This is a genomic window from Nocardioides litoris, assembly GCF_006346315.1.
Taxonomy (GTDB): Bacteria; Actinomycetota; Actinomycetes; order Propionibacteriales; family Nocardioidaceae; genus Nocardioides; species Nocardioides litoris.
In genome coordinates this window covers 214,205-240,343 of record NZ_VDMR01000001.1, presented here as the reverse complement: position 1 = coordinate 240,343, position 26,139 = coordinate 214,205, and the positions used below count along the sequence as shown (strand labels likewise).

Sequence of the window (26,139 nt, the reverse complement as noted above, 5' to 3'; positions counted from 1 at the left end):
CGGGGTCAGCGGCGGATCCGCACCACCGTGGCCTTCGAGGTGCTCGGGGCGTAGCTGCCGCGAGCGGCGTACGACGCCCGCAGGTCCAGCTTGCGCCCGTTGCGCGGTGCGGTGACGGTGAAGGTCACCGTGCCCGAGGCCGGCAGGGCCTTGACCCGAGTCCGGGACATCGCGCCCGAGACCTCCAGGGTCACCTGCCCCGTCGGGGCCACACCGGCGACCTTGCCCCCGACGACGACCGTGACCTTGACGGCACGGCCCGGGCGCACGGTGCGCGCCGCCCGGACGGCGGTGGTCGTCGCCTTGGGGGCGACCACCACGGAGCCGGTGACGACGGCCGAGGGAGCGGCGTCGGCGTTGCCGGTGAACCGGGCGGCGACCGGATAGGTACCGGCCGGGGTCGAGGCCGGAAGCGGCAGCCGGGCGTGCCCGGTGGCGTCGAGCGGAACGGTGACGTAGCGGCCGGCGATCGCCATCGCGACGTCACCCTCGGTCTCGCCGGGGACGGCGACGTCGACGGTCACCGGGGTGCCGAAGACGGCCCGGGCCGGCGCCACGGTCAGCACGGCGGTGCTGGCCCGCGGGTCGAGGGTGAAGGCGACCGGGGCCGAGGTGGAGCCCTCGGTGCTCTCGGTGCGGGCGAAGACCGCGGTGAGGGTGTGCTCCCCGCCGCCGAAGCCCGGCACGGTCAGCGTGGCGACCCCGTCGACGGTCTCGGCCGTGCCGAGCGAGGTCGTGCCGTCGAGGAACTCCACGGTGCCCGCGGTGTCGGCGGCGGTGACCGTGGCGGTCAACGTCACCGGCGTCCGCAGGGTCGGCGCCTCCGGCGAGAGGGTCAGCGTCGTGGTGCTGGCGCCCCGGACGCCCAGGGTGCCCGCGGCGACCCGGCCGGTGCCGAAGCCCGTGGCCGTGACGGGCAGCGGGCCCGTGGCGAGGTCGGCCGGCAGGGCCAGCTCGGTGCTGGCCAGGCCGGTCGCGTCGGCGACGACGTTGACCGGGGCGATGCCTGCGGCCGCGAAGGTCACCGACTCGCCGGAGCGGAAGCCGGCGGCGCTGACGGGCGTCGTGCTCCCCGGGGCGGCGGTCGCTGCCGTGACGACCTCACCACCGGCGAGGGCTGTCTCGCGCTCGGCGCACACGTCGGCGGCCGGGACGCCGACCGGCGGCAGCACCGCGGGGGCCTCCGAGCCCGCCGGGGTCGTGGGGGCCACGGTGCCGTCGTCCTCGCGGAAGGTGGTGCTGACGATGGCCCGCGTGCCCTGCAGGGCGCCGGAGACGTTGATGACGCTCGCCTTGACGACCGACCCGTTGGTCGTGCTCGCGACGGTGTCGCCCTGGATCGCGGCGGTCACGACCGCGCAGGTCTCGCCGGGGGCGAAGGTGACCCGCTCCATCGTGGCGCCGGCCCGGTTGGTGCTCGAGCCGAGGAGGGAGACGTAGCCCGTCACCGGGGTCGTGGCCGGACCGTCGAGGTAGACCGCGAGGTCGTAGGTCCCGGGCGCCGAGCCCTCGTCGACCGACGGCGCGAAGACGTCGACGACGGGACGGGCGGAGTTGTCGACCGTGCCGACGGAGGACCGCTCGAACGCGAGGTCGGAGAGGTACGCCGCCCCGGCCGGCGTGCCGTCCGCACCCGTGCCGGCGGTGAAGCGCACCTCGCGCAGGTCGGTCGTGGCGAGGCCGGCCCCGGCCAGGGTGGCGACGGGGACGTTGACCTGCTGCAGCACGATCTTCTTCAGCGTCGAGGTGGCCGAGGTGCTGGCCGAGGTGGGGAGCCGGACCAGCGCCAGCGGGTTGAGCGCCGAGACGGGCGAGGACCAGGTGGCGCCGGCGCCGTCGACGACGGTCATGGTGAGCTCGGTGCCGGTGGTGACCGTCTCGTCGGCCGCGACCTTGACCGAGAGCCGCTCGAAGCCCGAGGCGTCGCGGCGCGCGGCCGGGACGGTGACGCGGACCGCACCGGTCTCGGAGGTCCAGGCCATCCGGGTCATGGGCGAGGCCGGCACGTTGCCGCCGTTGGAGGCCGGGGTCCAGTGCGGCACCTGCGCGGTGCCCAGGGTGGTGGCGCAGGGCGGGAGCACCTGCGACGTCGTCCGGCCACCGGTGCTGGCGCACGGCGTGGCCGTGGCGGTGCCGAAGGTCCGCACGAGCGAGCTGGGGGCCTCGAAGGTCGTGATGGTCGAGCGGGCCGAGGACGGCGCGGTGGCCTGGGTGCGCACGTCCTCGCCGCCGAGCGCGGCCGGCACCTGGCCGGTGCCGTCGAACATCGGCAGGAAGGCGGTCTCGCCGCCGAGGGTCAGCCGGAACCACGCCGTCATGTACGACGTGCCCTGGGCGTACTGCTCCGCGGCGGTCATCCGGATCGAGGTGGCCGCGACCGTCGGGTCGGTGCCGCAGATCGGCTCGGTGCGGCGCGCGGTGCTGCCGGACCAGTCGTCGCTGACGCTGTAGGCGTAGCGGCCGGGGGTCCACACCGTGTTGTAGAAGTTGTGGTTGGCGCCCATCACCCAGGTGCCGGCGCGGAGCACGTCGTCGCCGAAGGCGTAGCGGGAGTCGTCGAGCAGGTGCTGGCCCTGCTGGTTGGACACGTCGCCGTCGCAGTAGGGCAGCAGCACGTTCATCGGCACGCCCGGCACCGTCATCCGGCCGAAGTCGACCGGCGCGAGCGGCAGGACCGACTCGATCGCCCACGGCTCCGCCAGCGCCTGGTTGAGGACCGCGGCCGAGGTGACGCCCTCACCGCCGCGGGAGTGGCCCATGAGGCCGATCGTGCTCAGGTCGAACTTGCCGACCAGGTCGGCCGCGGTGACGGTGTCGAGCTCGGGCGCGCCGCCGACGAACCCGTCCGCGCGGGCGGCGTACGACGCGGTGCCGTCGGCGAGGGCCTCGTCGAGGGTGCGGGTGCGGTCCTGCCAGGCGTCGTAGTGGCTCACCGGGTCGCCGGCGGTGGCCTTCTCGAGCATGGAGAGGGTGTCGAGGACGAGCTGGCCGCGGGCCTGGGCGCCCTGGTCGGCGGCGAGCTGGTTGTCGTTGGAGTTGATGGCGTTGGCCGAGATGGAGACCACCGAGTAGCCGCGGCTGGCCAGCGCCCGCGCGGTGCCGTCGTACCCGGCGTAGCTGGGGATCGACTTGCGGTCGGTGCTGTCGGGCGAGACCGCGCACGGCCAGCGCAGCGGGTTGCTCGGGCCGGTGCCGTAGCAGGAGGTGTGGCGGCCGTGGAGGAGCACGACGGTCGGGCGGGGGCCGCCGGTCGTGGGCAGGTAGAGCTTGCCCTCGAGCTCGCCGCGGATCCCACCGATCGCGGCCAGCGGCACGGACTGGTCACCGAAGAGGTAGATCGACTCGGTCCACTCGTAGTCACCGGGCTCGGCCGGGTCGACGTCGAGCGCGCGACGAGCCCGGCGCTGCTGCGCGGGCACCTCGAGGGTGCGGGCCGACGGGGAGGCGCTCGCCGTCTCTGCCTCGCTGGCCCAGCCGGGGCTGACGTCGGTGGCGTCGAGCACGGCCGGGTCGGTCGTGAACACCGACAGCGACCGCCCGTCGGCAGCCTCGGTCGCGATGCCGACCGGGGCGCCGTCCACGACGACGGTGGGCGCGTCGCTGCGGACGGCCAACGGGGTGTCGAGGTCGACGACGACCTGGTAGCCACCGGCCACCTGGCTCACGGTCCAGTCGTCGCCCGAGACGACGGTGGGGTCGGCCGCTCGGGCCGGGGACGGCGCGATGCCGACCAGGGGTGCGGCGAGGAGCGCGCCACCCAGGGCGAGGCTCAGGGCGCGCGGGCACAGCTTGGGCACGGGGTCTCCTCCGGGATTCCACCCGGGTCGGACGACCCCGGCCCGGCGACCGTAGGGACGCGCGATTACCCCGAGGTTTCTGCGCGGTCACCGGGAGGGACTTCGGTCGGCCGCCCGGTCACAACTCGTCACCCGGGGCCGATCGTGGCTCCTCAGCCGCCGGCGAAGGGCGGCAGGAACTCCACCGTCGTGCCGGGGTCGACGGTGACGGTGGCGGGGTCCTGCCCCTTGACCGGCCGGTCGCCGAGCAGCACCGAGCAGACGTCGAGGACGCGCGCGAGCGTCGTACCGGGGTGGGCCTCGGCGAGGCGGGCGCGCAGGTCGGCGAGGGTGACGGGGCCGTCGACGGCGACGTCCTCGGCGTCGGTGCCGGCCGCGGCCCGGGCCGAGGCCCAGTAGCGCACCCGGATGACGTTCGTCTCCATCTCCGACATTCCCCTCGTGTGTCCCGCGCGTTTCGGTAACCTGTTGGACCAGTTAACCCGGCCGGTGCCCGACGACGTGTCCCGGTCTCGCCACGCGTGACCCGCGGAGGAGACCACATGAGCGCCCTGCTGCTGCTGACCAGTGCCCTGCAGCCCTCGGCCGAGGTGCTGCCCGCGCTCTCGCTGCTCGGCCACTCGGTCAAGATCCTGCCCGCCGAGGGCAGCGCCCTGCTCGAGGCGCCCGACTCCGACGTCCTCCTCGTCGACGGCCGCCAGGACCTCGCCGGCGCCCGCGACCTGTGCCGCCTCATCCGGGCGACGGGCAGCGACGCCCCCGTGCTGCTCGTGGTCACCGAGGGCGGGCTGGCCGTGGTGGCCCACGACTGGGGCATGGACGACGTGGTGCTGCACACCTGCGGCCCGGCCGAGCTCGAGGCGCGGCTCCGGCTGGCCACCGGTCGCCTCGCCGCCGCGCGCGACGCCGCCGACCCCGACGCCCACGTGATCCGCTCCGGCGAGGTCGTGGTCGACGAGGCGACGTACACCGCCAAGATCGGCAAGCGGCCGCTCGACCTGACGTTCAAGGAGTTCGAGCTGCTGAAGTTCCTGGCCCAGCACCCGGGCCGGGTGTTCAGCCGCCAGCAGCTGCTGCAGGAGGTCTGGGGCTACGACTACTTCGGCGGCACCCGCACCGTCGACGTCCACGTGCGCCGCCTGCGTGCCAAGCTCGGCGTCGAGAACGAGACCCTCATCGGCACCGTCCGCAACGTCGGCTACCGCTTCGTGCTCCCCGCCAAGGAGAAGGAGGCCGCGGCCGACGCGTCCCGCTCGGCGGCCCGCGACAGCCAGGACGCCTAGCCCTCACCCGCCGTTCGCCGGGGCCTCACCGACGCGGCACGCCACCTACCTAGCGTCGGCCTGGTATCGGCCTAGCGTCGGCCGGGTGTCGAGCGGACGGCGTACGGCGTGGGTCGACGTCACCCGCGGTGCGCTCGTGCTGCTCGTCGTCGCCTACCACGTCCGCAACGGCGCGACCGGCGCCGGCGTCGCGGTGCCGGGTTGGCTGGACGACGCGATCCGCGGCCTGGAGCCGGTGCGGATGCCGGTGCTGATGCTGTTGTCCGGGATGTTCCTGCCCCGGGGCCTGGCCAAGGGCGCCCGTCGCTATTGGGCCGGCAAGGTGAGCGCGCTGCTCGTGCCGTACGTCGGGTGGTTCTTCCTCTCATACGGCGTGCTGCTGGCCGGCACCCACCGCCCGACCAACCGGTGGTGGGTGGAGATCGTGGTGCCGCAGACACCGCTGTGGTTCCTGGCCTACCTCACGGCGTACGTCGCGCTCTCGCTGCCGCTGCGCAGCGCGTGGGCGCGGACCGCGGCGTGCGTGGGCGTGCTGGCCTGGCTGCAGCTCGGCGGTGCCGACACCGACTGGCACTTCCTCTTCTACTACGGCTGCTTCCTCACCGGCGCCGTGCTGGCCGACCCGCCGGCGCCGTCGTACGACGGCACGAGGAGGCGTGGCTGCTCTTCGACGTGCGCCGCGGGTGGCGGGCTCTGCGGCGGTCAGCGCGGTCAGCGCAGGCGCGGGCGGACGTGCAGGCCGACCTCGGGGTCGACGACGACCTCCTGCGCCGCTGAGACGCCGTCGACCATGAGCTCCAGGTCGGTGGGCACGTTGCGCTTGAGCAGGGCCAGCGCAATGGGACCGAGCTCGTGGTGGCGGGCGCTGGAGCCGACGAACCCGACCGACTTCTCGCCGTGCAGCACGTCGGCGCCCTGGGCGGGCAGCCGGTTCTCCGAGCCGTCGAGGTGGAGCAGGGTCAGCCGGCGCGGTGGCCGGCCGAGGGTGTGCACGCGGGCGACGGTCTCCTGGCCGCGGTAGCAGCCCTTGTCGAGGTGGACGGCCGGACCGATCCAGCCGACCTCGTTGGGGATGGTGCGGTGGTCGGTGTCGATGCCGAACCGCGGCTCGCCCCGCTCGATCCGCAGCGCCTCGTAGGCCCACAGGCCGGCGGCAGGGCCGGCCGCCTCGGCGTACGTCGGCAGGTCGGCGCGCGGCACGAGGCGGTGGCCGTTGGCCGGGCGCCAGGTCAGCGCGAGGTCGGCGGTGAGGTCGCTGACCTCCGCGCGCATCATGAACTTCATCCGCTCCAGGAACTCCGCCAGCGCCGCGCCACGGCCGGGCTCGGTCCAGACGGTGAGCGCCTCGCCGTCGTCGTGGCCGCGGAAGTAGTGCTCCACGTGGCCCTGCGGGCTGAGGACCAGCGCCTCGGTCTCCTGTCCCGGCGCGAGGTCGGTGAGGTGCTGGGTGGTGAGCGAGTGCAGCCAGGTCAGCCGGTCGGGGCCGGCGACGCGCAGCACGTCGTGGTGGGAGAGGTCGACGAACCCCTCCCCCGACGCGAGCGTGCGCTGCTCGCCGTTGAACGAGCCGTAGTGGGCCGCGACGGGCGCGTCGACGCCGTCGCCCGCGACGGCTCCGGGCAGGTCGAGGAGGGGGCTGCGCATGGGGTCCACGATGGCAGAACGCCGGTGGAGCCCCGCCTCTTCCTCCCGCCCGCGCTCACTAGGGTGACGGCATGGCCCGGACCCTCGCCGTCAAGCTCACCAGCGGCGCCGAGGCGCCCGAACGGGCCAACCAGGCGCTCACCGTCGCCGCCGCGGGTGTCGCCGCCGGGGCCGAGGTGCAGCTGTGGCTGACGGGCGAGGCGGTCTGGTTCGGGGTCGCCGACCGGTGCCCCGACCTCGGGCTCGACCACGCCACCGCCGCCGCCGACCTCCTCGAGGCGGTGCGCTCGGGCGGCACGGTCACCGTGTGCACCCAGTGCGCCGCCCGCCGCTCGCTCACCGAGGCCGACCTCGTGCCCGGGGCACGGATCGCCGGCGCGGTGGCGTTCGTGGAGCTCGCGCTGCGCGACGGCGTGCAGGCGCTGGTCTACTGATGGCCGCCCACGAGGAGGACCGTTCCGCCGATCTCGAGGTCGTGCGCCGCGTGCGCACCGCCTGCGTCGAGGCCGACGGCCACGACCCGCTCGACGAGGCGGCCTCGCTCGCCCTCGAGCACCGCGGCCTCGCGGGGGCGTCGCTGTGGGTCGAGGACGCCCCCGACGGCGGCGGGTTCGCGCTGGTGCGCGGCGACGACCTCGTGCTGGCCGTCGCGCCCGACGCCCGCGGCCGAGGTGTCGGCGGTCGGCTGCTCGACCGGGCCGTCGACGCGGCCGGTCCCGTGCTGGCCTGGTCGCACGGGGACCACCCGGCCGCGGCCGCCCTGGCCACGCGCGGGGGCTGGCGCCGGGTGCGCGACCTGTGGGTGATGCGCCGCGCGGTCGCCGTACCGCTGCCGGAGGTGGAGGTCCCCGACGGTGTCGAGGTGCGCGGCTTCCGCGACGGTGACGCCTCCGACGCCGAGCAGGTGCTCGCGGTCAACGCGGCCGCGTTCGCCTCCCACCCCGAGCAGGGCGACCTCGACGCCGAGGGCCTGGCCGAGCGCATGGCCGAGCCCTGGTGGGACCCCGCCGGGCTGGTGATGGCCGTCGACGCCGACGACCGGCTGCTCGCCTTCCACTGGACCAAGCAGCACGACGCCGATCACGGAGAGGTGTACGTCGTGGGCGTCTCGCCCGCGGCCCAGGGGCGCGGGCTCGGGCGGGTCGTCACCCTGGCCGGCCTGCACCACCTGGCCGGCCTGGGGGTGGCGGAGGTGCTGCTGTACGTCGAGTCCGACAACACCGCAGCCGTGCACCTCTACTCCGGCCTCGGGTTCACCCACGCCCGACGCGACACCCACGCCCAGTACGCCCGGTGACCCGCTCGCCGGGACGTGCTGCGACACCGCACGGACCGGCTGCCCGGACCGCGGCCCCGCCGCCGATAGCATCCGCCGCATGACGCCCCCGCCGGACGACTCGTCGCGCCCGGGGGACCGCCCTCGGCGGCGACTCCTCGGGCGCCGGGCCTCCTCCGACGACCGGGGCACCACCCGCCGCGCCGTCGAGGCCGAGGCGGCGGAGGAGCACGTGCTGCGGACGGCGGCGGGGACCCCCGCCCCCGCCCCCGGCCTCGCCCCGGTCACCGCCCCGGATCCCGAGCCAGGCCACGCACCTCGGGCCGCGGCCGCCGACCCGGGTCCGCGCGACCCGCTCCAGGTCGCCACCAGCACGGCCGCGGCCGCGGAGGCTCGTGCGCGGGTCGCGCACGAGCAGGCGGCCGAGCGTGCCCAGACGGCGCGGGAGGCCGCGGAGGCCCTGGTCCGGGCCCGGGCCGCGCTCGCCGCCCACGACCCGCGCTCCGGCCCGGCCAAGCGCGCCGAGCTGACCTACGACGTCGAGGACGCCGAGCACGCCCTGGTGGCCAGGCAGCGCGCGGCGGTCGAGGCCCAGGCCGCCGCCGCGTCCGCCGCCGCCGACGCCGCGGAGGCCCGGGCCACCGCCGCTGCAGCCGCCCTGTCCTCCACCAGCGACGTCGAGGTGCTCCGCGAGCAGCTGGCCCGCGCGCAGGCGGCGCTGGAGGAGCAGTCGCGCGCTCGCGGCGAGGCCGAGGTCCGCAACGCCGAGCTCGCCGCGCTGCTCGCCCGCCCCGACGACGCTCCCGTCGACCTGGCCGTGCCCGAGGTCCGTCCCTTCGTCGAGGCCGAGCCGCTCCCCGAACCCGTCGTCGTGGAACCCGCGGCCGCCGAGCCCGAACCGGTGGCCGAGCCCGACCCGGTAGCCGAGCCCGAACCGGTGGCGGAGCCCGACCCGGTAGCCGAGCCCGAACCGGTGGCGGAGCCCGAACCTGTGGCGGAGCCCGAACCTGTGGCCGAGCCCGACCCGGTGGCCGAGCCCGACCCGGTGGCCGAGCCCGAGCCGGTCGCGGAGCCCGAGCCGGTCGCGGAGCCCGAGCCGGTCGCGGAGCCCGAGCCCGAGGCCGAGCCCGAACCGGAGCCCGAACCAGAGCCCGAACCTGAGCCGGAACCCGAGCCCGTGGCGGAACCCGAACCGGAGCCCGAACCGGTGGCGGACCCCGAGCCCGAGCCAGTAGTCGAGCCCGAGCCGGTGGCCGAGCCAGTGCCCGAGCCCGTGGCCGAGCCGGAGCCCGTGGCCGAGCCGGAGCCCGTGGCCGAGCCGGAGCCCGTGGCCGAGCCCGAGCCAGTGGCCGAGCCCGCGGTGGCGCAGCCGCCCGCACGATCGACCCCGCGGTCTCGCCTGTCGCAGCGACTCCAGCGAGTCCGCCGCGCGGCTGCGGAACGCATGGAAGCGGCGCTGCCGCCCGAGCTGCCCTCCGCCCGCCCGGCCCGGACCGCGGCCGAGCCGGACGCGCCTGCCCGCGCGACCGGGTCCACCCACGAGACAGTCCCGGCGGTCGACCCGGAGCCAGCGGCCGAGCCGGAGCCGCTGCCCGTCGCCGAGCCCATTCCCGAGCCAGCACCGGGACCCGAGCCCGTCGAGCCCGAGCCCCCGGCCGAGCCTGAGCCGGTCGTCGAGCCGGTCGTCGCGCCCGAGCCCGAGCCCGAGCCGGAGCCCGAGCCCGAGCCCGAGCCGGAGCCCGAGCCGGAGCCCGAGCCGGAGCCGGAGCCCGAGCCCGAGCCGGAGCCCGAGCCGGAGCCGGTGGCCGAACCCCAGCCAGAGCCCGAGCCCGAGCCCGAGCCCGAGCCGGAGCCCGAGCCAGAGCCCGAGCCCGAACCCGAGCCCGAGCCGAGCGCGCCAGACGCACCCCGCCACGCGCCGTACGTCGCCCGGCGGACCAACCTGTCCGCCTGGGTCGCCGTGCTCGTGGCGGTGGGGTCGGCGGTCCTGATCTTCGTCCTGGGCGCCGCGGGTGACCTCGGCGGCCGGCCGGTGCTGGCGGCGGCGATCGGGGCGGTGGGCGTGCTCGCCGCGGTGTTCGTGCAGCGCCGGCTGGGTCGCACCAGCCGCGTCGAGCTGTCCGCGGACGGCGTGCTGCGGGTGACCCTGGCCGGCACCGAGCGGTCGGTCTCGCTCGCCGACGAGCGCACCACGGTGCATGCGGGCGGCGCGACGGGCGACCGCGGCTGGGCCGTCGAGGCGCACCCCGCCGACGGGGAGCCGGTGCGGGTGACCGCGGCCGAGGTGGACCCGCCCCGGTTCACCGAGGCCCTGCGCCAGTGGCGGCCGGGCCTGTGAGCGCCGACCGCGACGACGAGCTGGCCGCGCTCTGGGCCGAGCGCAATGCGCTCGAGGCGCGCGCCGTCGAGGCCGAGCTCATGGCCGAGCAGCTCGCCGAGCAGCTGGCCGACGCCCAGCGGCGCCTGGCCGACCGGGCCGCCCAGGCCGACCAAGCCGCCCACGCCGCCGAGGCCGACCAGCCCTCCCCGGCCGCGGCCCCGGCAGGTTCCGGCGCCAGCGACCTCGGCCTCTTCGACGGGTCGAGCGCACCCCGGGTCGGGGCGCGCTACGCGCTCGACGGCAGCGACCGGTCGGTGCTGCCGATCGGGCTGGGCGCCGTCGCCCTCGTCGCCTTCCTGGTCTGCGTGCTCAGCGTCGTGGTGAGCGGCTTCTCGATCCTCGGCGTCGTCCTGCTGGTCCTGGCCGGCGTGCTGGGCTGGGCGGCGTACCGCACCCGCTATGTCCCACGGTCGGTCACGGTCGAGGACGGCGTGGTGGTCGTCAAGGTCGGCGACGACGCCAAGCGGTTCGACCTGCGCAACGACGGCGTCAAGGTCGACGTGCAGGGCACCCCGGGCCAGGACTGGCGGGTCCGGTTCTACCGGCGCGCCCTGGACCCCGTCGACGTCGACGAGTCGATGACCGACCCCGACGAGTTCCTGCGGGTGCTGCGCCAGCACCGACCGGGTCTGTAGCGGCAGCACCCCGGAGGTCTAGCGTCGAGCCGGTGAGCTCGGACACCACGACCCGCCCGCTGGGCACCCGGCAGCAGCGGCGACAGGTCGCCGCGGCGTCCGTCGGCAACGCCGTCGAGTGGTACGACTGGTACATCTACACGTTCCTGACGCCGTTCTTCGCGGCGCAGGTCTTCGACTCCGGCGACCAGGTCTCCGACGTGCTGAGCACGTTCGCGGTGTTCGCGGTCGGGTTCTTCTTCCGCCCGATCGGCGGGCTCCTCATCGGCGCGCTCGCCGACCGGTGGGGCCGCAAGAACACCCTCACCCTCACGATCCTGCTGATGGGCCTGGGCAGCCTCGCCATCGCCTGCACGCCGACCCACGACGCGGCCGGCGTCTGGGCGCCCGTGGTGCTGGTGCTCGGCCGCCTGCTGTCGGGCTTCTCGGTCGGCGGCGAGTTCGCCGCCAACACCACCTTCCTCATCGAGTCGGCCCCGTCGGGCCGGCGCGGCCTGTTCTCCTCCTTCCAGTACGTCACCACCACCGCCGGCCAGCTGCTCGCCTCGCTCACCGCGACCGTCCTGGCCTTCGCCCTGACCGACACCCAGCTCGAGGGCTGGGGCTGGCGCATCGGGTTCGCCGTCGGCGCCCTGCTGTCGCTGGCCGGCCTGTGGATCCGCAAGGGCGCCGAGGAGACCCGCGAGGCGCCCGAGGCCTCCGAGCGGCCCGGGCTCCTGGACGCGGTAAGGCTCTACCCGCGCCAGACGCTGCTGCTGTGCGGCGTCACCATGGCCGGCACGATCGCCTACTACACCTGGACGACCTACCTGCCGACGTACGCCCAGCAGAACGGCGACCTCCCCGCCGACGAGGTCCTGCTGGTCACCACGATCGCGCTGGTCTTCTTCGGGCTCCTGCAGCCCGCGCTCGGCGCGCTGTCCGACCGCGTCGGTCGCAAGCCCGTGCTGCTGGGCTTCGCCGGCCTCGCGGCCCTCGGCGTCGTGCCCGGCCTCGCGCTGGTGCGGGCGGCCGACACCCCGATCGGCCTGCTCGCGGTCAGCGCGGTCGGCATGGTGGTCGTCGGCCTCTTCACCTCGGTCAGCGCCGCGGTCAACGCCGAGCTCATCCCCGGCCACGTCCGGGCGGCCGGCATCGGGTTCCCCTACTCCCTCACCGTCGCCCTCTTCGGCGGCACCGCGCCGTACGTCGGCACGCTGTTCGCCGACCTCGGCCACCCGAGCCTGTTCGGCTGGTACGTCGCCCTGCTGTGCGTCGGGTCGCTGCTGGTCTACCTGCGGCTGCCCGAGACGGCGGGCCGCCCGCTGCCCGAGTAGCCCTCAGGCCGACACGCCCCGGCGCAGTGCGTCGCCGATCTCGAGCACCGCGGCCCGCGACCGCCGGCCCACCCCGACGACGTTGAAGAACCCGTGGATCTGGTCGGGGAAGCGCTTGAGCTCCACCGCCACCCCGGCGTCGGCCAGCTTGCGGGCGTAGGCCTCGCCCTCGTCGCGCAGCGGGTCGAAGCCCGCCGTGGCGACGTACGCCGGCGCGAGCCCGGACGGCACGTCGTCGCGCAGGGGCGAGGCGCGCGGGTCCTCGCGCACCGACGGGTCGGGCAGGTAGGACTCGGTCGCGAGGTCCATGAACCGCTGGGTCAGGTAGAAGCCCTCGGAGAACAGCTCGGCGCTGCGGGTGCGCCGCTCGAAGCTGTCGGTCGCGGGGTAGACCAGCAGCTGGAACGCCAGCGGCAGCCCCTCGCGCGCCGCCGCGTTGGCCACCGCAGCGGCCAGGTTGCCGCCGGCGGAGTCGCCACCGACGGCGAGGCGCGCCGGGTCGGCCCCCACCTCGCCCGCGTGCTCGACGGCCCAGCGCAGCGCCGCCAGCGAGTCGTCGTACGCCGCCGGGAAGGGCTCCTCGGGCGCGAGCCGGTAGTCGATCGCCAGCACCCGGACGCCGGCCCGCTCGGCCAGCAGGCGGCAGGTCGCGTCGTGGCTGTCGAGGTCACCGAAGACGAACCCGCCACCGTGGAAGAAGACCAGCAACGGCGTGACCGGGTCGGCCCCGCGCGGGACGTAGAGCCGGGCCGGTCGGCCGGCGACCTGCAACCCCCGCGTCTCGCCGATGGGCTGGGTGCGACCGGCGATCGCGGACTGGTGGCTGATCGCGGCGCGGCCCTGGTCGATCGGGAGCGTCTCGGCGCCGGGCAGCCGGGCCACGCGCTGCAGGCGCAGCATCAGCTGGGTCTCGGGGGCCAGGGTCTGCCCGTCGAGGACGACGGGGCGGCCGGCCAGGGCGCGCTGGACGCGCTCGGGCAGGCCCATGGTGGCCCGCAGCGCGGCGGCGTCGACGGTGTCGCGGAAGCTCACCGGGGCAACCTACTGCCGGGTATCCCTCATGGTCACCGGGCGTTCACCAGTCGGTGGAAGACTCACGACCATGTCGCTCGAGATGGTGCCGGACCCGTCGTCCCAGGCCAGCAGCACCGGCGTGCCGGACGAGTCGTACGACGTCGACGTGCCCTACGTGCCCGACCCCGAGCTGGTGGCCGCGGTGGAGAAGTTCGACGACCGGTTCCTCGACCGCGAGCTGTCGTGGCTGCGCTTCAACCAGCGGGTGCTCGAGCTGGCCGAGGACGAGCACCTCCCACTGCTCGAGCGCGCCCGGTTCTTGGCCATCTTCACCAGCAACCTCGACGAGTTCTTCATGGTCCGGGTGGCCGGCCTCAAGCGCCGCATCGCCGCCGGCCTCGCCGTGCGCGCGGCGTCGGGCCTGATGCCCCGCGAGGTGCTCGAGCAGATCTGGACGACGACGCGCGAGCTCAGCGAGCGGCAGGCGCGGCTGTTCCGCGACACCATCGTGCCCTCCCTGGCCGAGCACGAGATCGAGCTGGTCCGCTGGGACGACCTCGACCCCGAGGAGCAGAAGAGCTGCAAGAAGCTCTTCAAGAACCGGATCTTCCCGGTGCTCACCCCGCTCGCCGTCGACCCCGCGCACCCCTTCCCCTACATCTCCGGCCTCTCGCTCAACCTGGCCGTCGTCATCCGCAACCCGCAGACCGGCAAGGAGCTGTTCGCCCGGGTCAAGGTGCCGCCGATCTTCGACCGGTTCGTGCCGCTCGGCTCCCCCGGCGGGTCCGGCCGGGGCGCCCGCTTCGTGCCCCTGGAGGACGTCATCGGCGCCCACCTCAAGCGGCTCTTCCCCGGCATGGAGGTGCTGGAGGCCCACACCTTCCGGGTCACCCGCAACGAGGACCTCGAGGTCGAGGAGGACGACGCTGAGAACCTCCTCGCCGCCCTGGAGAAGGAGCTGCTGCGCCGCCGTTTCGGCCCGCCGGTGCGCCTGGAGGTCGAGGAGTCGATCTCCGACAGCGTGCTCGAGCTGCTCAAGGAGGAGCTCGACGTCAGCGACGAAGAGGTCTTCCGGCTGCCCGGCCCGCTCGACCTGCGCGGCCTGCACGGCATCGCCGACCTCAACCACGAGGTGCTGAAGTACCCCGCGTTCGTGCCGACCACCCACGCCCGGCTGGCCGAGGTCGAGTCCTCGGCGCCGGTCGACGTGTTCAAGGCCGCCCGTCGCCACGACGTGCTGCTGCACCACCCCTACGACTCCTTCGCCACCTCGGTGCAGCGGTTCATCGAGCAGGCCGCGGCCGACCCGCACGTGCTCGCCATCAAGCAGACGCTCTACCGCACCTCCGGCGACAGCCCGATCATCGATGCGCTCATCGACGCCGCCGAGGTCGGCAAGCAGGTGCTGGTGATCGTCGAGATCAAGGCCCGCTTCGACGAGTCGGCCAACATCCGCTGGGCCCGCAAGCTCGAGCAGGCCGGCTGCCACGTGGTCTACGGCCTGGTCGGCCTCAAGACCCACTGCAAGCTGGCCATGGTGGTGCGCGACGAGCCCGAGGGCATCCGTCGCTACACCCACATCGGCACCGGCAACTACAACTCCAAGACCGCCCGGCTCTACGAGGACCTCGGCCTCATCACCACCGACGAGGCCATCGGCGAGGACGTCGCCCACCTGTTCAACAACCTCTCGGGCTGGTCGCGCAACGCGTCGTACGACGAGCTGCTGGTCGCCCCCGACTCGGTGCGCTCCGGCCTGGTCGCCCAGATCCACCGCGAGATCGCCCACCACGCCGCCGGCCGCCCCTCGGGCATCCGGCTCAAGGCCAACTCGGTGGTCGACGAGGCCGTCATCGACGCGCTCTACCTGGCCTCCCAGGAGGGCGTGCGGGTCGAGCTGCTCGTCCGCGGCATCTGCGCCCTGCGGCCCGGCGTGCCGGGGCTCTCGGAGAACATCACCGTCCGGTCGGTCCTCGGCCGCTTCCTCGAGCACAGCCGGATCTTCTGGTTCGACAACGGCGGGGAGCCGCAGGCCTGGATCGGCTCGGCCGACATGATGCACCGCAACCTCGACCGGCGCGTCGAGGTCCTGGTGCGCCTGCCCCACCCCGACAGCGTCGAGGAGGTCCGCGAGCTGCTCGACCTCGCCTTCGCCCCCACGACCGACGCCTGGGAGCTCGGCAGCAGCGGCGACTGGCACCGCACCCACGGCGAGGAGCACCTGCAGGAGTCCCTCATCGAGCGCCAGCGGCGTCGTCGTACGACGGCGGGCTGAGGTGCGGGGGGCCGTCGGGCGCGAGTTGCGCCCGGGGCGTCGCCACGCCCTAGTCTGAGGTCGTTTGCCTCCACCTCACCAGGAGTTCACGTGGCCTTCCGGTTCCGTCCGGTCGACTCGGCGTTCTACGACCTGTTCACCGAACAGGCGCAGCACCTCGTCGTCGGCGCGGCCCTGCTCGCCGAGATGTTGTCCGAGACCTCGCCCAACGAGGACGTCGCGGCCCGCATGCGCGCGGCCGAGCACGACGCCGACGAGACGACCCACGCCCTGATCCGCCGCGTCAACAGCACGTTCGTGACGCCGTTCGACCGGGAGGACATCTACGCGCTGGCCTCCGCGCTCGACGACGTCATGGACGAGATGGACGAGGCGGTCGACCTGATCCTGCTGTACGAGGTGAAGGTGCTGCCGCCCGAGCTGTCCCAGCAGGTCGAGGTGCTGCAGCGCTGCGCCGAGCTGACCGCGGCCGCGATGCCCAAGCTGCAGTCGCCGCAGACGCTCGACGAGTACTGGATCGAGATCAACCGGCTCGAGAACGCCGGCGACAAGAACCACCGCCGCACCCTGGCCAAGCTGTTCTCCGGGGAGTTCAAGACCATCGAGGTGCTCAAGCTGAAGGACATCGTGGAGTCCCTCGAGGCCGCGGTCGACGCCTTCGAGAAGGTGGCCAACATCGTGGAGACGATCGCGGTCAAGGAGAGCTGACCTCGTGTCCCTCACCCTGGCGATCGTCATCGTCGTCGTGGTCGTCGCGCTCGCGTTCGACTACACCAACGGCTTCCACGACGCGGCCAACGCGATCGCGACCTCGGTCTCGACCCGCGCCCTCACCCCGCGCATCGCCCTCGTCCTGGCCGCGATCATGAACTTCGTCGGCGCCCTGCTCGGCCAGGGCGTGGCCAAGACGGTGGCCGACACGATCACCATCCAGGACGAGAACGAACAACTGCTCGTCGGCGTCAACCACGGCCTCGTCATCGTCCTGGCCGGCCTCCTCGGCGCCATCACCTGGAACCTCATCACCTGGTGGTTCGGCCTCCCCTCGTCCTCCTCCCACGCGCTCATCGGCGGCCTCGTCGGCGCGGCCCTCGTGGGCGGCGTACGCGTGAAGTGGGACGTCATCCTCGAGCGCGTCCTCATCCCGATGGTCGTCGTGCCGGTGCTGGCCTTCGGCGTCTCGTTCGCGCTGATGCTCGGCATCATGTGGGCGCTGCGGCGGCGCAACCCGCACAAGATCAACCGCAGCTTCCGGGTGCTGCAGACGGTCTCGGCCGCCGGGCTCGCCCTCGGCCACGGCCTGCAGGACGCGCAGAAGACGATGGGCGTCATCGTGCTCACCCTCGTCATCGCCTACCCCGCCAGCCACACCACCGACGACGTGCCGCTGTGGGTCGTCATCGCCGCGGCCACCGCGATCGCGGCCGGCACGTACGCCGGCGGGTGGCGGATCATGCGCACCCTCGGCCGCAAGATCATCGACCTCGACCCCGCCCGCGGCTTCTCCGCCGAGGCCGTCGGCTCCGCCGGCCTCTACATCGCCGCCATCGGCTTCCACGCCCCCGTCTCCACCACCCACACCATCACCTCCGCGGTGATGGGCGCCGGCGCCACCAAGCGCTTCAAGGCCGTCCGCTGGGGCATGGCCCGCTCCATCGCCACCGCCTGGGTCCTCACCATCCCGATGGCCGCCCTCGTCGCCGCCCTCTGCTACTACGTCGCCCACTTCTTCCTCGAGGTCCTCTGACCCCTCGCGGTCGGTAGCGCAGGAACCGGACCCGGGGGAACGGCGATAGTCCCTGGCAAGAATCACGGGTACGGCGGGCTCGACCCGTGATCCTTGCCAGGGACTATCGCCCTGTCCGCGCGTCAGCCGGCCCGGTAGCGCAGGAACCGCTGGCGCTGGTCGGGAGTGAGGGCGCGACGCTGGGCGACCGTCGTGGTAGGCACCCACCACGACGGCGGGTCGGTGGTCCACCGCCGCGGCCGACCCCTGCGCAGTCGCGCTCGTGCGCAGCCGTCCTCGAGCCGTGCGAGGAAGTGACGCTGGTCGTGCCGGTCGTCGGCGACCATCGTGACCGGCTCGAGGTCGTAGGCACGGAGCAGGCCCTCCCGGCGTACGTCGTGGTTGCGGGTGGCCCGGTCGAGGTGGACCGCGCCCTCGTACTCGCCGCACACGCCGAGCACGGGGTCGATCAGGTCCGGCGTGGCGACGTGGGCACCGGTGGCACGGTCGAAGACCGGAACGTTGGCCTCCGGCATCGCGCGTCCGGACAACGGGCCCCAGAGCAGGCGCATGTCGACCTCCGGGGGCGACCAGGCTCCCTCGCTCGCCCACGCCAGCGCTCGACGGGCCTGCGGGACGCCGGTCCACGAGCTCTGTCCGGTGAGCTGCGCCTGCATCTCCTCGAGCGAGACCAGGTCGTCGTACGCCGCCATGTCGACCACGCGGACCGCCTCGCGCTCCGAGCCGGCGTACCGCATCAGGAACGACACCGCGGCGGCCGGGTGGGCCACGAGGAGCCCGTCGACGACCGACCGCTGGTCGGGCCGGATGCTCTCGCCGGACCACGCCACCCCAGGGCGGGGGCGGAAGTCGCGGGTGCCGACGACCACCTGGACCGGCAGCTCCGACCCGTCGGGCGCGCGTCCGGTGAACCATCGACCGCCATGCCAGTGCAGGCTCGCCCACCCGGTCACGACCGGCGGGTCGCTCCGGTTGTGCGCGGCCTCGACGATGCGCTGCTCGGTGGTCCGGTCGATGTCACCCGGCAGGTAGAAGCCGTACGACGTGCGCCGGACCGCCTTGCGCTGCGACTGCGACCGGGTGGGGCCGCGCTGGCCCGTCGCGTCGATGCCGGCCGGCCGGAACACCCCCGGCCGCGCCGGGTGCCAGGGCTCCGGGACGAACACGACGCCGAGTGTCGACGACTTCCGGCGTCGGCCGACGGGTTCTCCACAGGCCCTCCTCGGGGCATGCGGGGAGAGGTCGATAGTCCCTGGCAAGAATCACGGGTCTTGACCTCCCCACCCGTGATCCTTGCCAGGGACTATCGCGATCCGGCCCAGCGAGATCGACCCGGGAGAATTCGTCAGTCGTCGACGGTGAGGGCGTAGCCGCGGCCACGGATGCGGCGGAGGGTGGCGGCGGGGGCGAGGCGGGCGCGGAGACGGGCGACGTGCATGGCGATGGTGTTGCCCGACGGCGCGCGCTCGGCCGCGCCCCACAGCGCGACCCGCAGGTCGTCGTCGTCGACGACGTCGGGGGCGCGCAGCATCAGGGCGTGGAGCAGCTCGAACTCCTTGAGCGGGAGGTCGGGGATGCGCTCGCCCGCCACGTGCACCTGGTACGACGCCGTGTCGAGCTCGAGGGGGCCGACCACGAGGTGGGAGCGGTCGCGCAGCGGCACGGGCGCGCTGGCCAGCCGCTCCCAGAGCTCGGTGGCCGAGCACGGCCACGACACCCAGGTGCTGGCGCCGGCCTCGAGGAGCTCGGCGGCCTCGCGGTCGGGGGCGCCGGCGACCGCCGCGACGACGTACGGCGAGCCGTAGCGCCGGATCGTCGCGACGAAGCGCGCCGGGGGCATCGCCGGGTCGCCCGTCTCGGGCGCCACGACGACGGCGTGGGGCAGGAGGTGGCCGTAGACCACGAGCGCGTCGGCCGGACGACGCACCCAGGTCACCCCGACCCCCCGCCGGGACAGCGCTGCGGTGAGCGCCGGGTCCTCCTCGGCGGGGTCCACGACGAGCACCTGCGGGCTCGTCGCGACCCCCCAGAGAGGGGCTGAGGACATCGGCTCAGCCGAAGCGACCCGAGATGTAGGCCTCGGTGGCCGACTCGTCGGGGTTGCTGAACATCTTCTTGGTCGGGTTGAACTCGACCAGGCGACCCGGCTCGCCCGTCGCCTTGAGGTTGAAGAAGCCGGTCTCGTCGGAGACACGGGCCGCCTGCTGCATGTTGTGGGTGACGATGACGATCGTGTAGTCGGACTTCAGCTCGTGGATGAGGTCCTCGATGGCCGAGGTCGAGATGGGGTCGAGCGCGGAGCACGGCTCGTCCATCAGCAGGACGTCGGGCTGCACGGCGATCGCCCGGGCGATGCACAGCCGCTGCTGCTGGCCGCCCGACAGGCCCGCGCCCGGCTTGTTGAGCCGGTCCTTGACCTCGTTCCACAGGTTGGCGCCGCGCAGCGACTTCTCGACCACGCCGTCGGCGGTCGACTTGTTCATCCGCTTGCTGTTCAGGCGCAGGCCCGAGATGACGTTCTCGTAGATCGACATCGTCGGGAACGGGTTGGGCCGCTGGAAGACCATCCCGACCTGCCGGCGCACGGCGACCGGGTCGACCTCGGGCGCGTAGAGGTCCTGCCCGTCGACGACGATCTTGCCCTCGACGCGGGCGCCGGGGATGACCTCGTGCATGCGGTTCAGCGAGCGCAGCACGGTCGACTTGCCGCAGCCCGACGGGCCGATGAAGGCGGTGACCGACTTGGCCCGGATGGTCATGTTGACGCCCTCGACCGCGAGGAAGTCGCCGTAGTAGATGTTGACGTCCGAGACGTCGATGCTCTTGGCCATGCGTGGTGCTCCTTGTGCTGGGGCTCGGGTCTCGGAGTTACTTGGTCTTGGGGGCGAACACGGAGCCGATGACGCGGGCCACCACGTTGAGCGCCATGACGATGACGATGAGGACGAGGGCCGCGCCCCAGACCGCGTCGGTCCACGCGGCGCCGTACTGGCCGCCGGTGCGGTTCAGCGAACCGTAGATGAAGGTCGGCAGCGTGCTCACGGCCCCGTCGAACGGGTTCCAGTTGGTCGTGTACGCCGTGCCGACGATCAGCAGCAGCGGTGCGGTCTCGCCGGCGACGCGGGCGATCGCCAGGGTGACACCGGTGACGATGCCGGCCACCGCGGTGGGCAGCACGACCTTGACGATGGTGCGCCACTTCGGCACCCCGAGGGCGTAGGAGGCCTCGCGCAGGTCGTCGGGGACCAGCTTGAGCATCTCCTCGACCGCACGGACGACGGTCGGGATCATCAGCAGGGCCAGGGCGACGCCGCCGCCGACCGCGAGGCGCGGCAGCGGGGCGCCCAGCACGACCTGGAAGAAGGCGAAGGCGAACAGGCCGGCCACGATCGACGGGATGCCGGTCATGACGTCGACGAGGAACGTGATGACGGTGGCCAGCCGGCTGCCCTTGCCGTACTCCACGAGCCACACGGCCGTGAGGACCCCGATCGGGATGGCGATGATCGCGGCGATCACGGTGACGAGCACGGTGCCGGCCAGGGCCATCGCGATGCCGCCGGTGCCCTCGATCAGGGCGCGGCCGCTGAGGTCGTCGGTGAGGAACCCGACGCTGATCGCCGGGGCACCGCGGCGCACGACGGTCCAGATGAGGCTGCCCAGGGGGATCATCGCCAGGGCGAAGGCGGTCCACACCAGCACGGTGACGAGCCGGTCGGTGGCCTTGCGCCTGTTCTCCACGGCCAGGCTCCAGACCGGGAAGGCGACGAGGAAGGCGACGTAGCCGAGCAGCACGGCCGGCAGGAGGCCGAGGCCGAGCAGCCACAGCAGGCCGGCGACGGCCACCGCGCCGACGCCGATGAGGGCGGCGGCCATCCGCGGGAGCCGGCCCTGGCCGCCGGTGTCACCGGGGCGCGGGCCCACGATGTCGCCGTCGAGGACGTCGACGGGGACGCCGGAGGAGCTCGTGGCGAGGTCGGGGCCGGAGAGGTCGTCGTGGTCGGACATGGCGGTCAGCCCTTCACGGTGCCCCGGGTCGCGATGGCGCGGCCCAGGAAGTTGACGAGGAACGTGAGCGCGAACAGCGCGAGGCCGGCGAAGATCAGGACGGCCACCCGGATCGGGGAGGCCTCCTTGTAGCCCTGGGCGATGAACGCCGCGACGGTGTTGGAGTTCTGGCTGGAGACGATGTTCCAGCTGGTGATGACGCCGGTGGTGGAGAGGACCATGGCCACGGCCATGGTCTCGCCGAGGGCGCGCCCGAGGCCCAGGAGCAGCGCGGCCACCATGCCGGAGCGCCCGTAGGGCAGCACCGTCATCCGGATCATCTCCCAGCGCGTGGCCCCCAGGGCCAGCGCGGCCTCCTGGTGTGCCCGCGGGGTCTGGGAGAAGACCTCGCGCATGATCGCGGTGACGATCGGCAGCGCCATCAGGGCCAGCACGATCGAGGCGGTGAGCAGCGTCCGGGCGGTGCCGCTCGCGGGCCCGGCGAACAGCGGGATCCAGCCGAACCAGTCGACGAGGAACTCGTGGACCGGCTGCATCCGCGGGGCGAGCACGAAGATGCCCCACAGGCCGAAGACCACGCTCGGCACGGCGGCGAGCAGGTCGACGAGGAAGCCGACCGGCTTGGCCAGGCGGCGCGGCGCGTAGTGGGAGATCACGAGGCCCAGGCCGATGGACAGCGGCGCCACGATGATCATCGCGATGGCGGCCGCCAGCACGGTGCCGAAGAGGAGCGCGCCGACGAGGGCGAAGACGTTGGCCTTGTCGCGGAGGTTCTCCGGCCCGGCGTCGAGCGCCGGGGCGCCCTTGACGGCCAGGAAGATCGCGACGCCGGCGAGGAAGACGATGACGAGCAGCGAGGCGGCGAGCGTGGTGCCGCGGAAGATCGCGTCACCGGGTCGCTTCCCGCTGAGGGAGGAGTCCGTGGACTTCTCGTCGAGGGTGGCGGTCACGGGCGGAGCTACCTCCGGGTCGAGGACGGGTGGAACGGGCTGAGCGGTGGAGCGGGTGCTCCACACACCTGCGCAGGGGCCGGGCTGCGGTGCCCGACCCCCGCGCGGTGCGGTGGTGCGTCGCGGGTCAGGGACCCGAGATGGTCTCCACGATGGTCTGCGCCTGCTCCGAGAGCGAGTCGGACAGCGGGGCGTTGCCGGCGTCGGCCGAGGCCGCCTCCTGGCCCTCGCTGGACAGGATGTAGCCCAGGAAGCCCTTCACCAGGTCGGCGGTGGCCTGGTCGTCGTACTGCGTGCAGGCCAGGATGTAGGAGACGAGGACGATCGGGTAGACGCCGGCCTCCTCGGTGGTGTGGTCGATGTCGACCGCGAGGTTGACGTCGGAGGCCTCGTCGACGCGCGGGGAGACCTCGAGGATCTGCGCGGCGGCGTCGGCGGACGGGGCGACGAACTCCTCGCCGACCTGGATGTTGGCCTGGCCGAGGTCGGCGGCCTGGCTGGCGTCGGCGTAGCCGATGGTGTTCTCGTTCTCGGAGACGACCTGGACGACGCCGGAGGTGCCGTTGCCGGCCTCGCCGCCGTACTCGCCCGGCCAGGTCTCGACGACACCGGCGGTCCACGTGTCACCGGCGACGGCGTCGAGGTAGTCGGTGAAGTTCTCGGTGGTGCCCGACTCGTCGGAGCGGTGCACCGGGGTGATGTCGGCGCTGGGCAGCTCGACGCCGTCGTTGAGCTCGGCGATCTCGGGGGCGTCCCAGCTGGTGATCTCACCGGCGAAGATGCCGGCCACGACCTCGGGCGAGAGGTTGAGGTCGTCGACGCCCGGCACGTTGAAGATGACCGCGATGGGCGAGACGTAGTCGGGGATCTCGATCGGGGCCTGGCCGGCGCAGCGCTCGGTGGCGCCCGCGAGCTCGCCCTCGTCGTCGGTGAGGTAGGCGTCGGAGCCGGCGAAGGCGTAGCCGCCGTTGATGAAGTTGGTGCGGCCGTCGCCGGAGCCGACGGCGTCGTAGGTGTAGGTCACGCCGGGGGCGGCCTCCTGGAAGCCGACCAGCCAGGCCTCCTGGGCCGACTGCTGCGAGGTGGCGCCACCGGCGGTCAGCTCACCGGACAGCGAGGCGAGGTCGACCGACCCGCCCTCGCCGCCGCTGCCGGAACCGCTGCCGGAGGTGTCGTCGCCGCCGCAGGCGGACAGGGCCAGGGCGAGCGCCGCGATGCTGGGCACGATCGCGCGGCGGAAGGTGGGAGTGAGGTTCACGTGATGCCTCTCAGAGCTGAGGGGCCGTCGCATCGTGGGCCCCTCGTTGAAGACTGGACGACCAGGACGGTAGGGACGGTGGGTAACGCAACTCGTCGACCGACCTGAACAGCAGGTGAACGGGACGGGAGCATCCGTCGCTGGCGCGTGTCCCGCGTCACCCCGGGCCCACGACGGGCGGTCAGGCCGGGAGGTGCCGCTCGCTGGCGACCACGCGGCCCTTGCGCAGGTGGGCCACGAACATCTCGCCGGTCTCCAGGTGCGGGTCGTCGAGGCCGAGGGCGTCGAACACGTGCGGCAGCACGGGCCGGTGGGTGCACACCACGGCACCGGCGTGCTCGGCGAGGCCGGTCACGAGGTCGTCCACGACCCGGGCGACGCCGGGACGGGAGGCGTGCTCCTCGCTCAGGCGCCGCCGGGTCTCGAGATCCCAGCCGGTGGTCGAGGCGAACGGCTCGACGGTCTGCACGCAGCGCCGGCTGCTGGAGCTGAGGACCCGCGTCACGCCGTACGCCGCGAGCAGCGGGACCAGGCGCAGGGCCTGGTGCTCCCCGAGGCGCAGCAGGGGCCGCTCGGCGTCGTCGCGCCGCCAGGCCCGCCGGGAGCGGGCGGGGCCGTGGCGCAGCACGACGACCGCTCCGGTGCGGCGGCGACGGCGGACCGCGGCGGCCAGGGTCGTGCGGTCGCGCTCGTAGGTGAGCAGGTCGGCCGCCTCGTCGGCCTCGACCCAGCGGACGGCGTCGATCTCGTCGTTGGGCCGGTAGCCGCTGACGTCGGGGTCGCCGACGACGCGGCCGGTCCAGTAGTGGACGGTCTTGCGGCCGTGGCCGACCGGGTAGCGCTGGTCGGGCAGGGGCAGGCACAGCCGCACGTGCAGACCGGTCTCCTCCGCGACCTCGCGGACCGCGGCCGCGACCCGGTGCTCCCCGCGGTCGAGCTTGCCCTTGGGGAACGACCAGTCGTCGTATTTCGGCCGGTGCACGAGCAGCACGCGCCGTCCGGGCCGGAACGCCACGACGCCGGCGGCCAGCACGTCCTTGGCGGGAGGGGCGGGCACGGCGACTACTCTCGCACCACCACGGCACACGACGAAGGACGGTCCCGACGTGACGCGCAGGCGCGCCTGGATGGCCGGGCTCACGGTGCTGGTGCTGCTCGGCGTCGCCGTGGCCGTCGTGCTCGTGCGCTCCCGCGGCGACGACCCGCGCCTGGTCGCCGCGCTCCGCTCGGCGCCCGACGACAGCGCCCGGCTGCTCTGGACCGACTGGTCGGGGGTCCGGGCCGAGGTCGGGGCCGACCTCGACGTCGCCTCCTCGCCGCAGCAGGTGGAGTCGATGCTCGACGACGCCTTCGACGCCGACCTGACGAGCACCAGCGCACTGGTGGAGTCGGCCGCGCTGATGCAGCAGCGGCTGGGCTTCTCCCCCGCCACCCTCGACTGGGAGGTCTACGCCCAGTCCGAGTCCGCGGCGTCGCTCACCATGCGGCTCGCCGAGGGCGTGACCACCGACGACGTCGCCGAGGCGCTGCGAGCCGTCGAGTTCGTGGCCCCCGACGAGCCCGACGGGGTGTGGACCCGCAACGTCGACACCTCGCCCGTGGCGGCCGACCTGACGCCCGAGCTCGGCAACATCGTGCTCGACGACGAGACGGGCACGGTGCTGGCCAGCGACACCGCCGACGGCGTACGCCGCGCGCTCGAGGCCCTGCGGGCCGACGAGCCCGGCGACGTGCCGGGTGACGTGCTCGCCTCGCTCGGGCCGGCGCTCTCGGCTGCGGCCTACACCGGCGCCGATGCGTGCGGCGCGCTCGCCATGACCTCGGCCGACGCCGACGCGCAGGCGGAGGCCGACCGCCTCGTGGCCGCGGCGGGACCGGTCGACCCGGTCACCGGGTTCGCCATCGGGGCGCTCTCCGACGGCACGGTGCGGGTGGCCCTCGGCTTCGACGACGACGACGAGGCGCGGGCCAACGCCGACAGCCGGGCGGCCCTGGCGTCGGGCCCGGCCCCGGGGCAGGGCGGCGAGTTCGCCGACCGCTTCACGCTCCGGCGGGCCAGCGCCGAGGGCGAGGTGGTGACGCTGGCCCTCGACCCCGTCGACGACGCGACGGTGCTCTCGGACCTGAGCACCGGGCCCGTGCTGTTCGCGACCTGCTGACTGCTGGTCGCGACGGCCGGTGCGAACCGGCCGTCAGCTCTCGCGGCGCGGCCGCGGGGGGTCGGGGACGACCCCGAGGATGCGGTCGATCTCGTCGGTCGGCAGGCGGTCGTCGGACTCGCTGGCCGCGATGATCAAGTTGGTCGTGAGCTCGACCTCGCCGAGGAGGTCGACGTCTTCCAACGACACGTCGAACTGGTCGTACACCGTGGCCTCCCTGCTCCCGATCGCCCGAATGACCGTGCCCTTCAGGTTACCCGGGGGGCCTGAGGAGGAGCATGGTCAATCCGGGTGGTTCGGAACGTTCCGCGACTCCCGAGAGCCGCCGGTGCGACTCGTGGACAGCCAGTACCCTGCCCGGCCGTGGTCAAACACTGTCACAGGCCCCGCTTCCCGC

At 73.9% G+C, this 26,139-nt stretch carries 22 protein-coding genes and 1 pseudogene; 11 read left to right on the top strand and 12 right to left on the bottom strand.

Features of this window, described 5'->3' with window-relative positions:
- Positions 1 to 5: 5 nt before the first annotated feature.
- Positions 6 to 3,797 (bottom strand): alpha/beta hydrolase family protein, encoded by a 3,792-nt coding sequence (locus tag FJQ57_RS01215; protein ID WP_139977427.1) that lies wholly within the window; start codon positions 3,795 to 3,797, stop codon positions 6 to 8.
- Positions 3,798 to 3,949: 152 nt separating this feature from the next.
- Positions 3,950 to 4,222, bottom strand: coding sequence for a MoaD/ThiS family protein (locus FJQ57_RS01210; protein WP_139977426.1), 273 nt, complete (start codon positions 4,220 to 4,222; stop codon positions 3,950 to 3,952).
- A gap of 117 nt (positions 4,223 to 4,339) precedes the next feature.
- On the opposite strand from FJQ57_RS01210, the gene FJQ57_RS01205 reads away from it, so the two are divergent.
- Positions 4,340 to 5,080: a response regulator transcription factor gene (locus FJQ57_RS01205; RefSeq protein WP_139977425.1), complete on the top strand. Its 741-nt coding sequence runs from the start codon at positions 4,340 to 4,342 to the stop codon at positions 5,078 to 5,080.
- An 85-nt stretch (positions 5,081 to 5,165) separates the two neighbouring features.
- Positions 5,166 to 5,690, top strand: a pseudogene (locus tag FJQ57_RS23735) (acyltransferase family protein); the annotation flags it as partial.
- A gap of 101 nt (positions 5,691 to 5,791) precedes the next feature.
- On the opposite strand, the gene ygfZ reads toward FJQ57_RS23735, so the two are convergent.
- Complete coding sequence (gene ygfZ / locus FJQ57_RS01195; protein WP_139977422.1) at positions 5,792 to 6,724, bottom strand: CAF17-like 4Fe-4S cluster assembly/insertion protein YgfZ; 933 nt, start codon at positions 6,722 to 6,724, stop codon at positions 5,792 to 5,794.
- A 71-nt stretch (positions 6,725 to 6,795) separates the two neighbouring features.
- Between ygfZ and FJQ57_RS01190 the strand changes: the two genes are divergently transcribed.
- The 5 genes from FJQ57_RS01190 to FJQ57_RS01160 all read left to right on the top strand — a co-directional run bounded on the left by FJQ57_RS01190 (position 6,796) and on the right by FJQ57_RS01160 (position 12,331).
- A complete protein-coding gene (locus FJQ57_RS01190; RefSeq protein WP_139977421.1) occupies positions 6,796 to 7,158 on the top strand; it encodes a DsrE family protein in 363 nt (120 codons plus the stop codon).
- The gene (gene mshD / locus FJQ57_RS01185; RefSeq protein WP_139977420.1) at positions 7,158 to 8,021 is read left to right on the top strand and encodes a mycothiol synthase; all 864 of its coding nucleotides are present in this window, start codon (positions 7,158 to 7,160) and stop codon (positions 8,019 to 8,021) included. Before FJQ57_RS01190 ends, mshD begins: the two co-directional genes overlap by 1 nt.
- Before the next feature lie 79 nt (positions 8,022 to 8,100).
- Entirely contained in the window at positions 8,101 to 10,338 is a 2,238-nt protein-coding gene (locus tag FJQ57_RS22835; protein ID WP_211348713.1) for a hypothetical protein, read from the top strand.
- Positions 10,335 to 11,015 carry a hypothetical protein gene (locus tag FJQ57_RS23495; protein WP_139977419.1) on the top strand — a complete coding sequence of 227 codons (681 nt, stop codon included), beginning with the start codon at positions 10,335 to 10,337 and terminating at the stop codon, positions 11,013 to 11,015. Before FJQ57_RS22835 ends, FJQ57_RS23495 begins: the two co-directional genes overlap by 4 nt.
- A 32-nt stretch (positions 11,016 to 11,047) precedes the next feature.
- A complete protein-coding gene (locus tag FJQ57_RS01160) occupies positions 11,048 to 12,331 on the top strand; it encodes an MFS transporter (protein WP_139977418.1) in 1,284 nt (427 codons plus the stop codon).
- Positions 12,332 to 12,334: 3 nt separating this feature from the next.
- On the opposite strand, the gene FJQ57_RS01155 is transcribed toward FJQ57_RS01160, so the two are convergent.
- Entirely contained in the window at positions 12,335 to 13,363 is a 1,029-nt protein-coding gene (locus tag FJQ57_RS01155) for an alpha/beta hydrolase (RefSeq protein ID WP_246081533.1), read from the bottom strand.
- Between the two features lie 70 nt (positions 13,364 to 13,433).
- On the opposite strand from FJQ57_RS01155, the gene FJQ57_RS01150 reads away from it, so the two are divergent.
- The 3 genes from FJQ57_RS01150 (at position 13,434) to FJQ57_RS01140 (ending at position 17,367) form a co-directional block, all read left to right on the top strand.
- Positions 13,434 to 15,620 carry an RNA degradosome polyphosphate kinase gene (locus FJQ57_RS01150; RefSeq protein ID WP_139977417.1) on the top strand — a complete coding sequence of 729 codons (2,187 nt, stop codon included), beginning with the start codon at positions 13,434 to 13,436 and terminating at the stop codon, positions 15,618 to 15,620.
- Positions 15,621 to 15,710: 90 nt separating this feature from the next.
- Positions 15,711 to 16,328, top strand: coding sequence for a DUF47 domain-containing protein (locus tag FJQ57_RS01145; protein WP_139977416.1), 618 nt, complete (start codon positions 15,711 to 15,713; stop codon positions 16,326 to 16,328).
- A 4-nt stretch (positions 16,329 to 16,332) separates the two neighbouring features.
- A complete protein-coding gene (locus FJQ57_RS01140) occupies positions 16,333 to 17,367 on the top strand; it encodes an inorganic phosphate transporter (RefSeq protein WP_139977415.1) in 1,035 nt (344 codons plus the stop codon).
- Between the two features lie 122 nt (positions 17,368 to 17,489).
- Here the strand turns inward: FJQ57_RS01140 and FJQ57_RS01135 are convergent, their stop codons facing one another.
- From FJQ57_RS01135 to FJQ57_RS01105, 7 genes are all read right to left on the bottom strand, one after another.
- Positions 17,490 to 18,533 carry a hypothetical protein gene (locus tag FJQ57_RS01135; RefSeq protein ID WP_139977414.1) on the bottom strand — a complete coding sequence of 348 codons (1,044 nt, stop codon included), beginning with the start codon at positions 18,531 to 18,533 and terminating at the stop codon, positions 17,490 to 17,492.
- A gap of 179 nt (positions 18,534 to 18,712) precedes the next feature.
- Positions 18,713 to 19,414, bottom strand: a complete 702-nt coding sequence (locus tag FJQ57_RS01130; RefSeq protein WP_139977413.1) for a response regulator transcription factor — start codon at positions 19,412 to 19,414, stop codon at positions 18,713 to 18,715.
- Between the two features lie 4 nt (positions 19,415 to 19,418).
- Positions 19,419 to 20,198 (bottom strand): phosphate ABC transporter ATP-binding protein PstB, encoded by a 780-nt coding sequence (gene pstB / locus FJQ57_RS01125; RefSeq protein ID WP_139977412.1) that lies wholly within the window; start codon positions 20,196 to 20,198, stop codon positions 19,419 to 19,421.
- Between the two features lie 37 nt (positions 20,199 to 20,235).
- Positions 20,236 to 21,375 carry a phosphate ABC transporter permease PstA gene (gene pstA, locus FJQ57_RS01120; RefSeq protein WP_139977411.1) on the bottom strand — a complete coding sequence of 380 codons (1,140 nt, stop codon included), beginning with the start codon at positions 21,373 to 21,375 and terminating at the stop codon, positions 20,236 to 20,238.
- A gap of 5 nt (positions 21,376 to 21,380) precedes the next feature.
- Positions 21,381 to 22,325, bottom strand: a complete 945-nt coding sequence (gene pstC / locus FJQ57_RS01115; RefSeq protein WP_139977410.1) for a phosphate ABC transporter permease subunit PstC — start codon at positions 22,323 to 22,325, stop codon at positions 21,381 to 21,383.
- Between the two features lie 127 nt (positions 22,326 to 22,452).
- The gene (gene pstS / locus FJQ57_RS01110) at positions 22,453 to 23,583 is read right to left on the bottom strand and encodes a phosphate ABC transporter substrate-binding protein PstS (RefSeq protein ID WP_246081532.1); all 1,131 of its coding nucleotides are present in this window, start codon (positions 23,581 to 23,583) and stop codon (positions 22,453 to 22,455) included.
- A gap of 181 nt (positions 23,584 to 23,764) precedes the next feature.
- Complete coding sequence (locus FJQ57_RS01105; RefSeq protein WP_139977408.1) at positions 23,765 to 24,640, bottom strand: NUDIX hydrolase; 876 nt, start codon at positions 24,638 to 24,640, stop codon at positions 23,765 to 23,767.
- A gap of 49 nt (positions 24,641 to 24,689) precedes the next feature.
- Here FJQ57_RS01105 and FJQ57_RS01100 point away from each other — a divergent pair, with 49 nt between their 5' ends.
- Entirely contained in the window at positions 24,690 to 25,742 is a 1,053-nt protein-coding gene (locus FJQ57_RS01100; protein ID WP_139977407.1) for a hypothetical protein, read from the top strand.
- 33 nt (positions 25,743 to 25,775) lie between these two features.
- On the opposite strand, the gene FJQ57_RS22135 is transcribed toward FJQ57_RS01100, so the two are convergent.
- Complete coding sequence (locus FJQ57_RS22135) at positions 25,776 to 25,949, bottom strand: hypothetical protein (RefSeq protein WP_170219213.1); 174 nt, start codon at positions 25,947 to 25,949, stop codon at positions 25,776 to 25,778.
- Positions 25,950 to 26,139 lie beyond the last annotated feature (190 nt).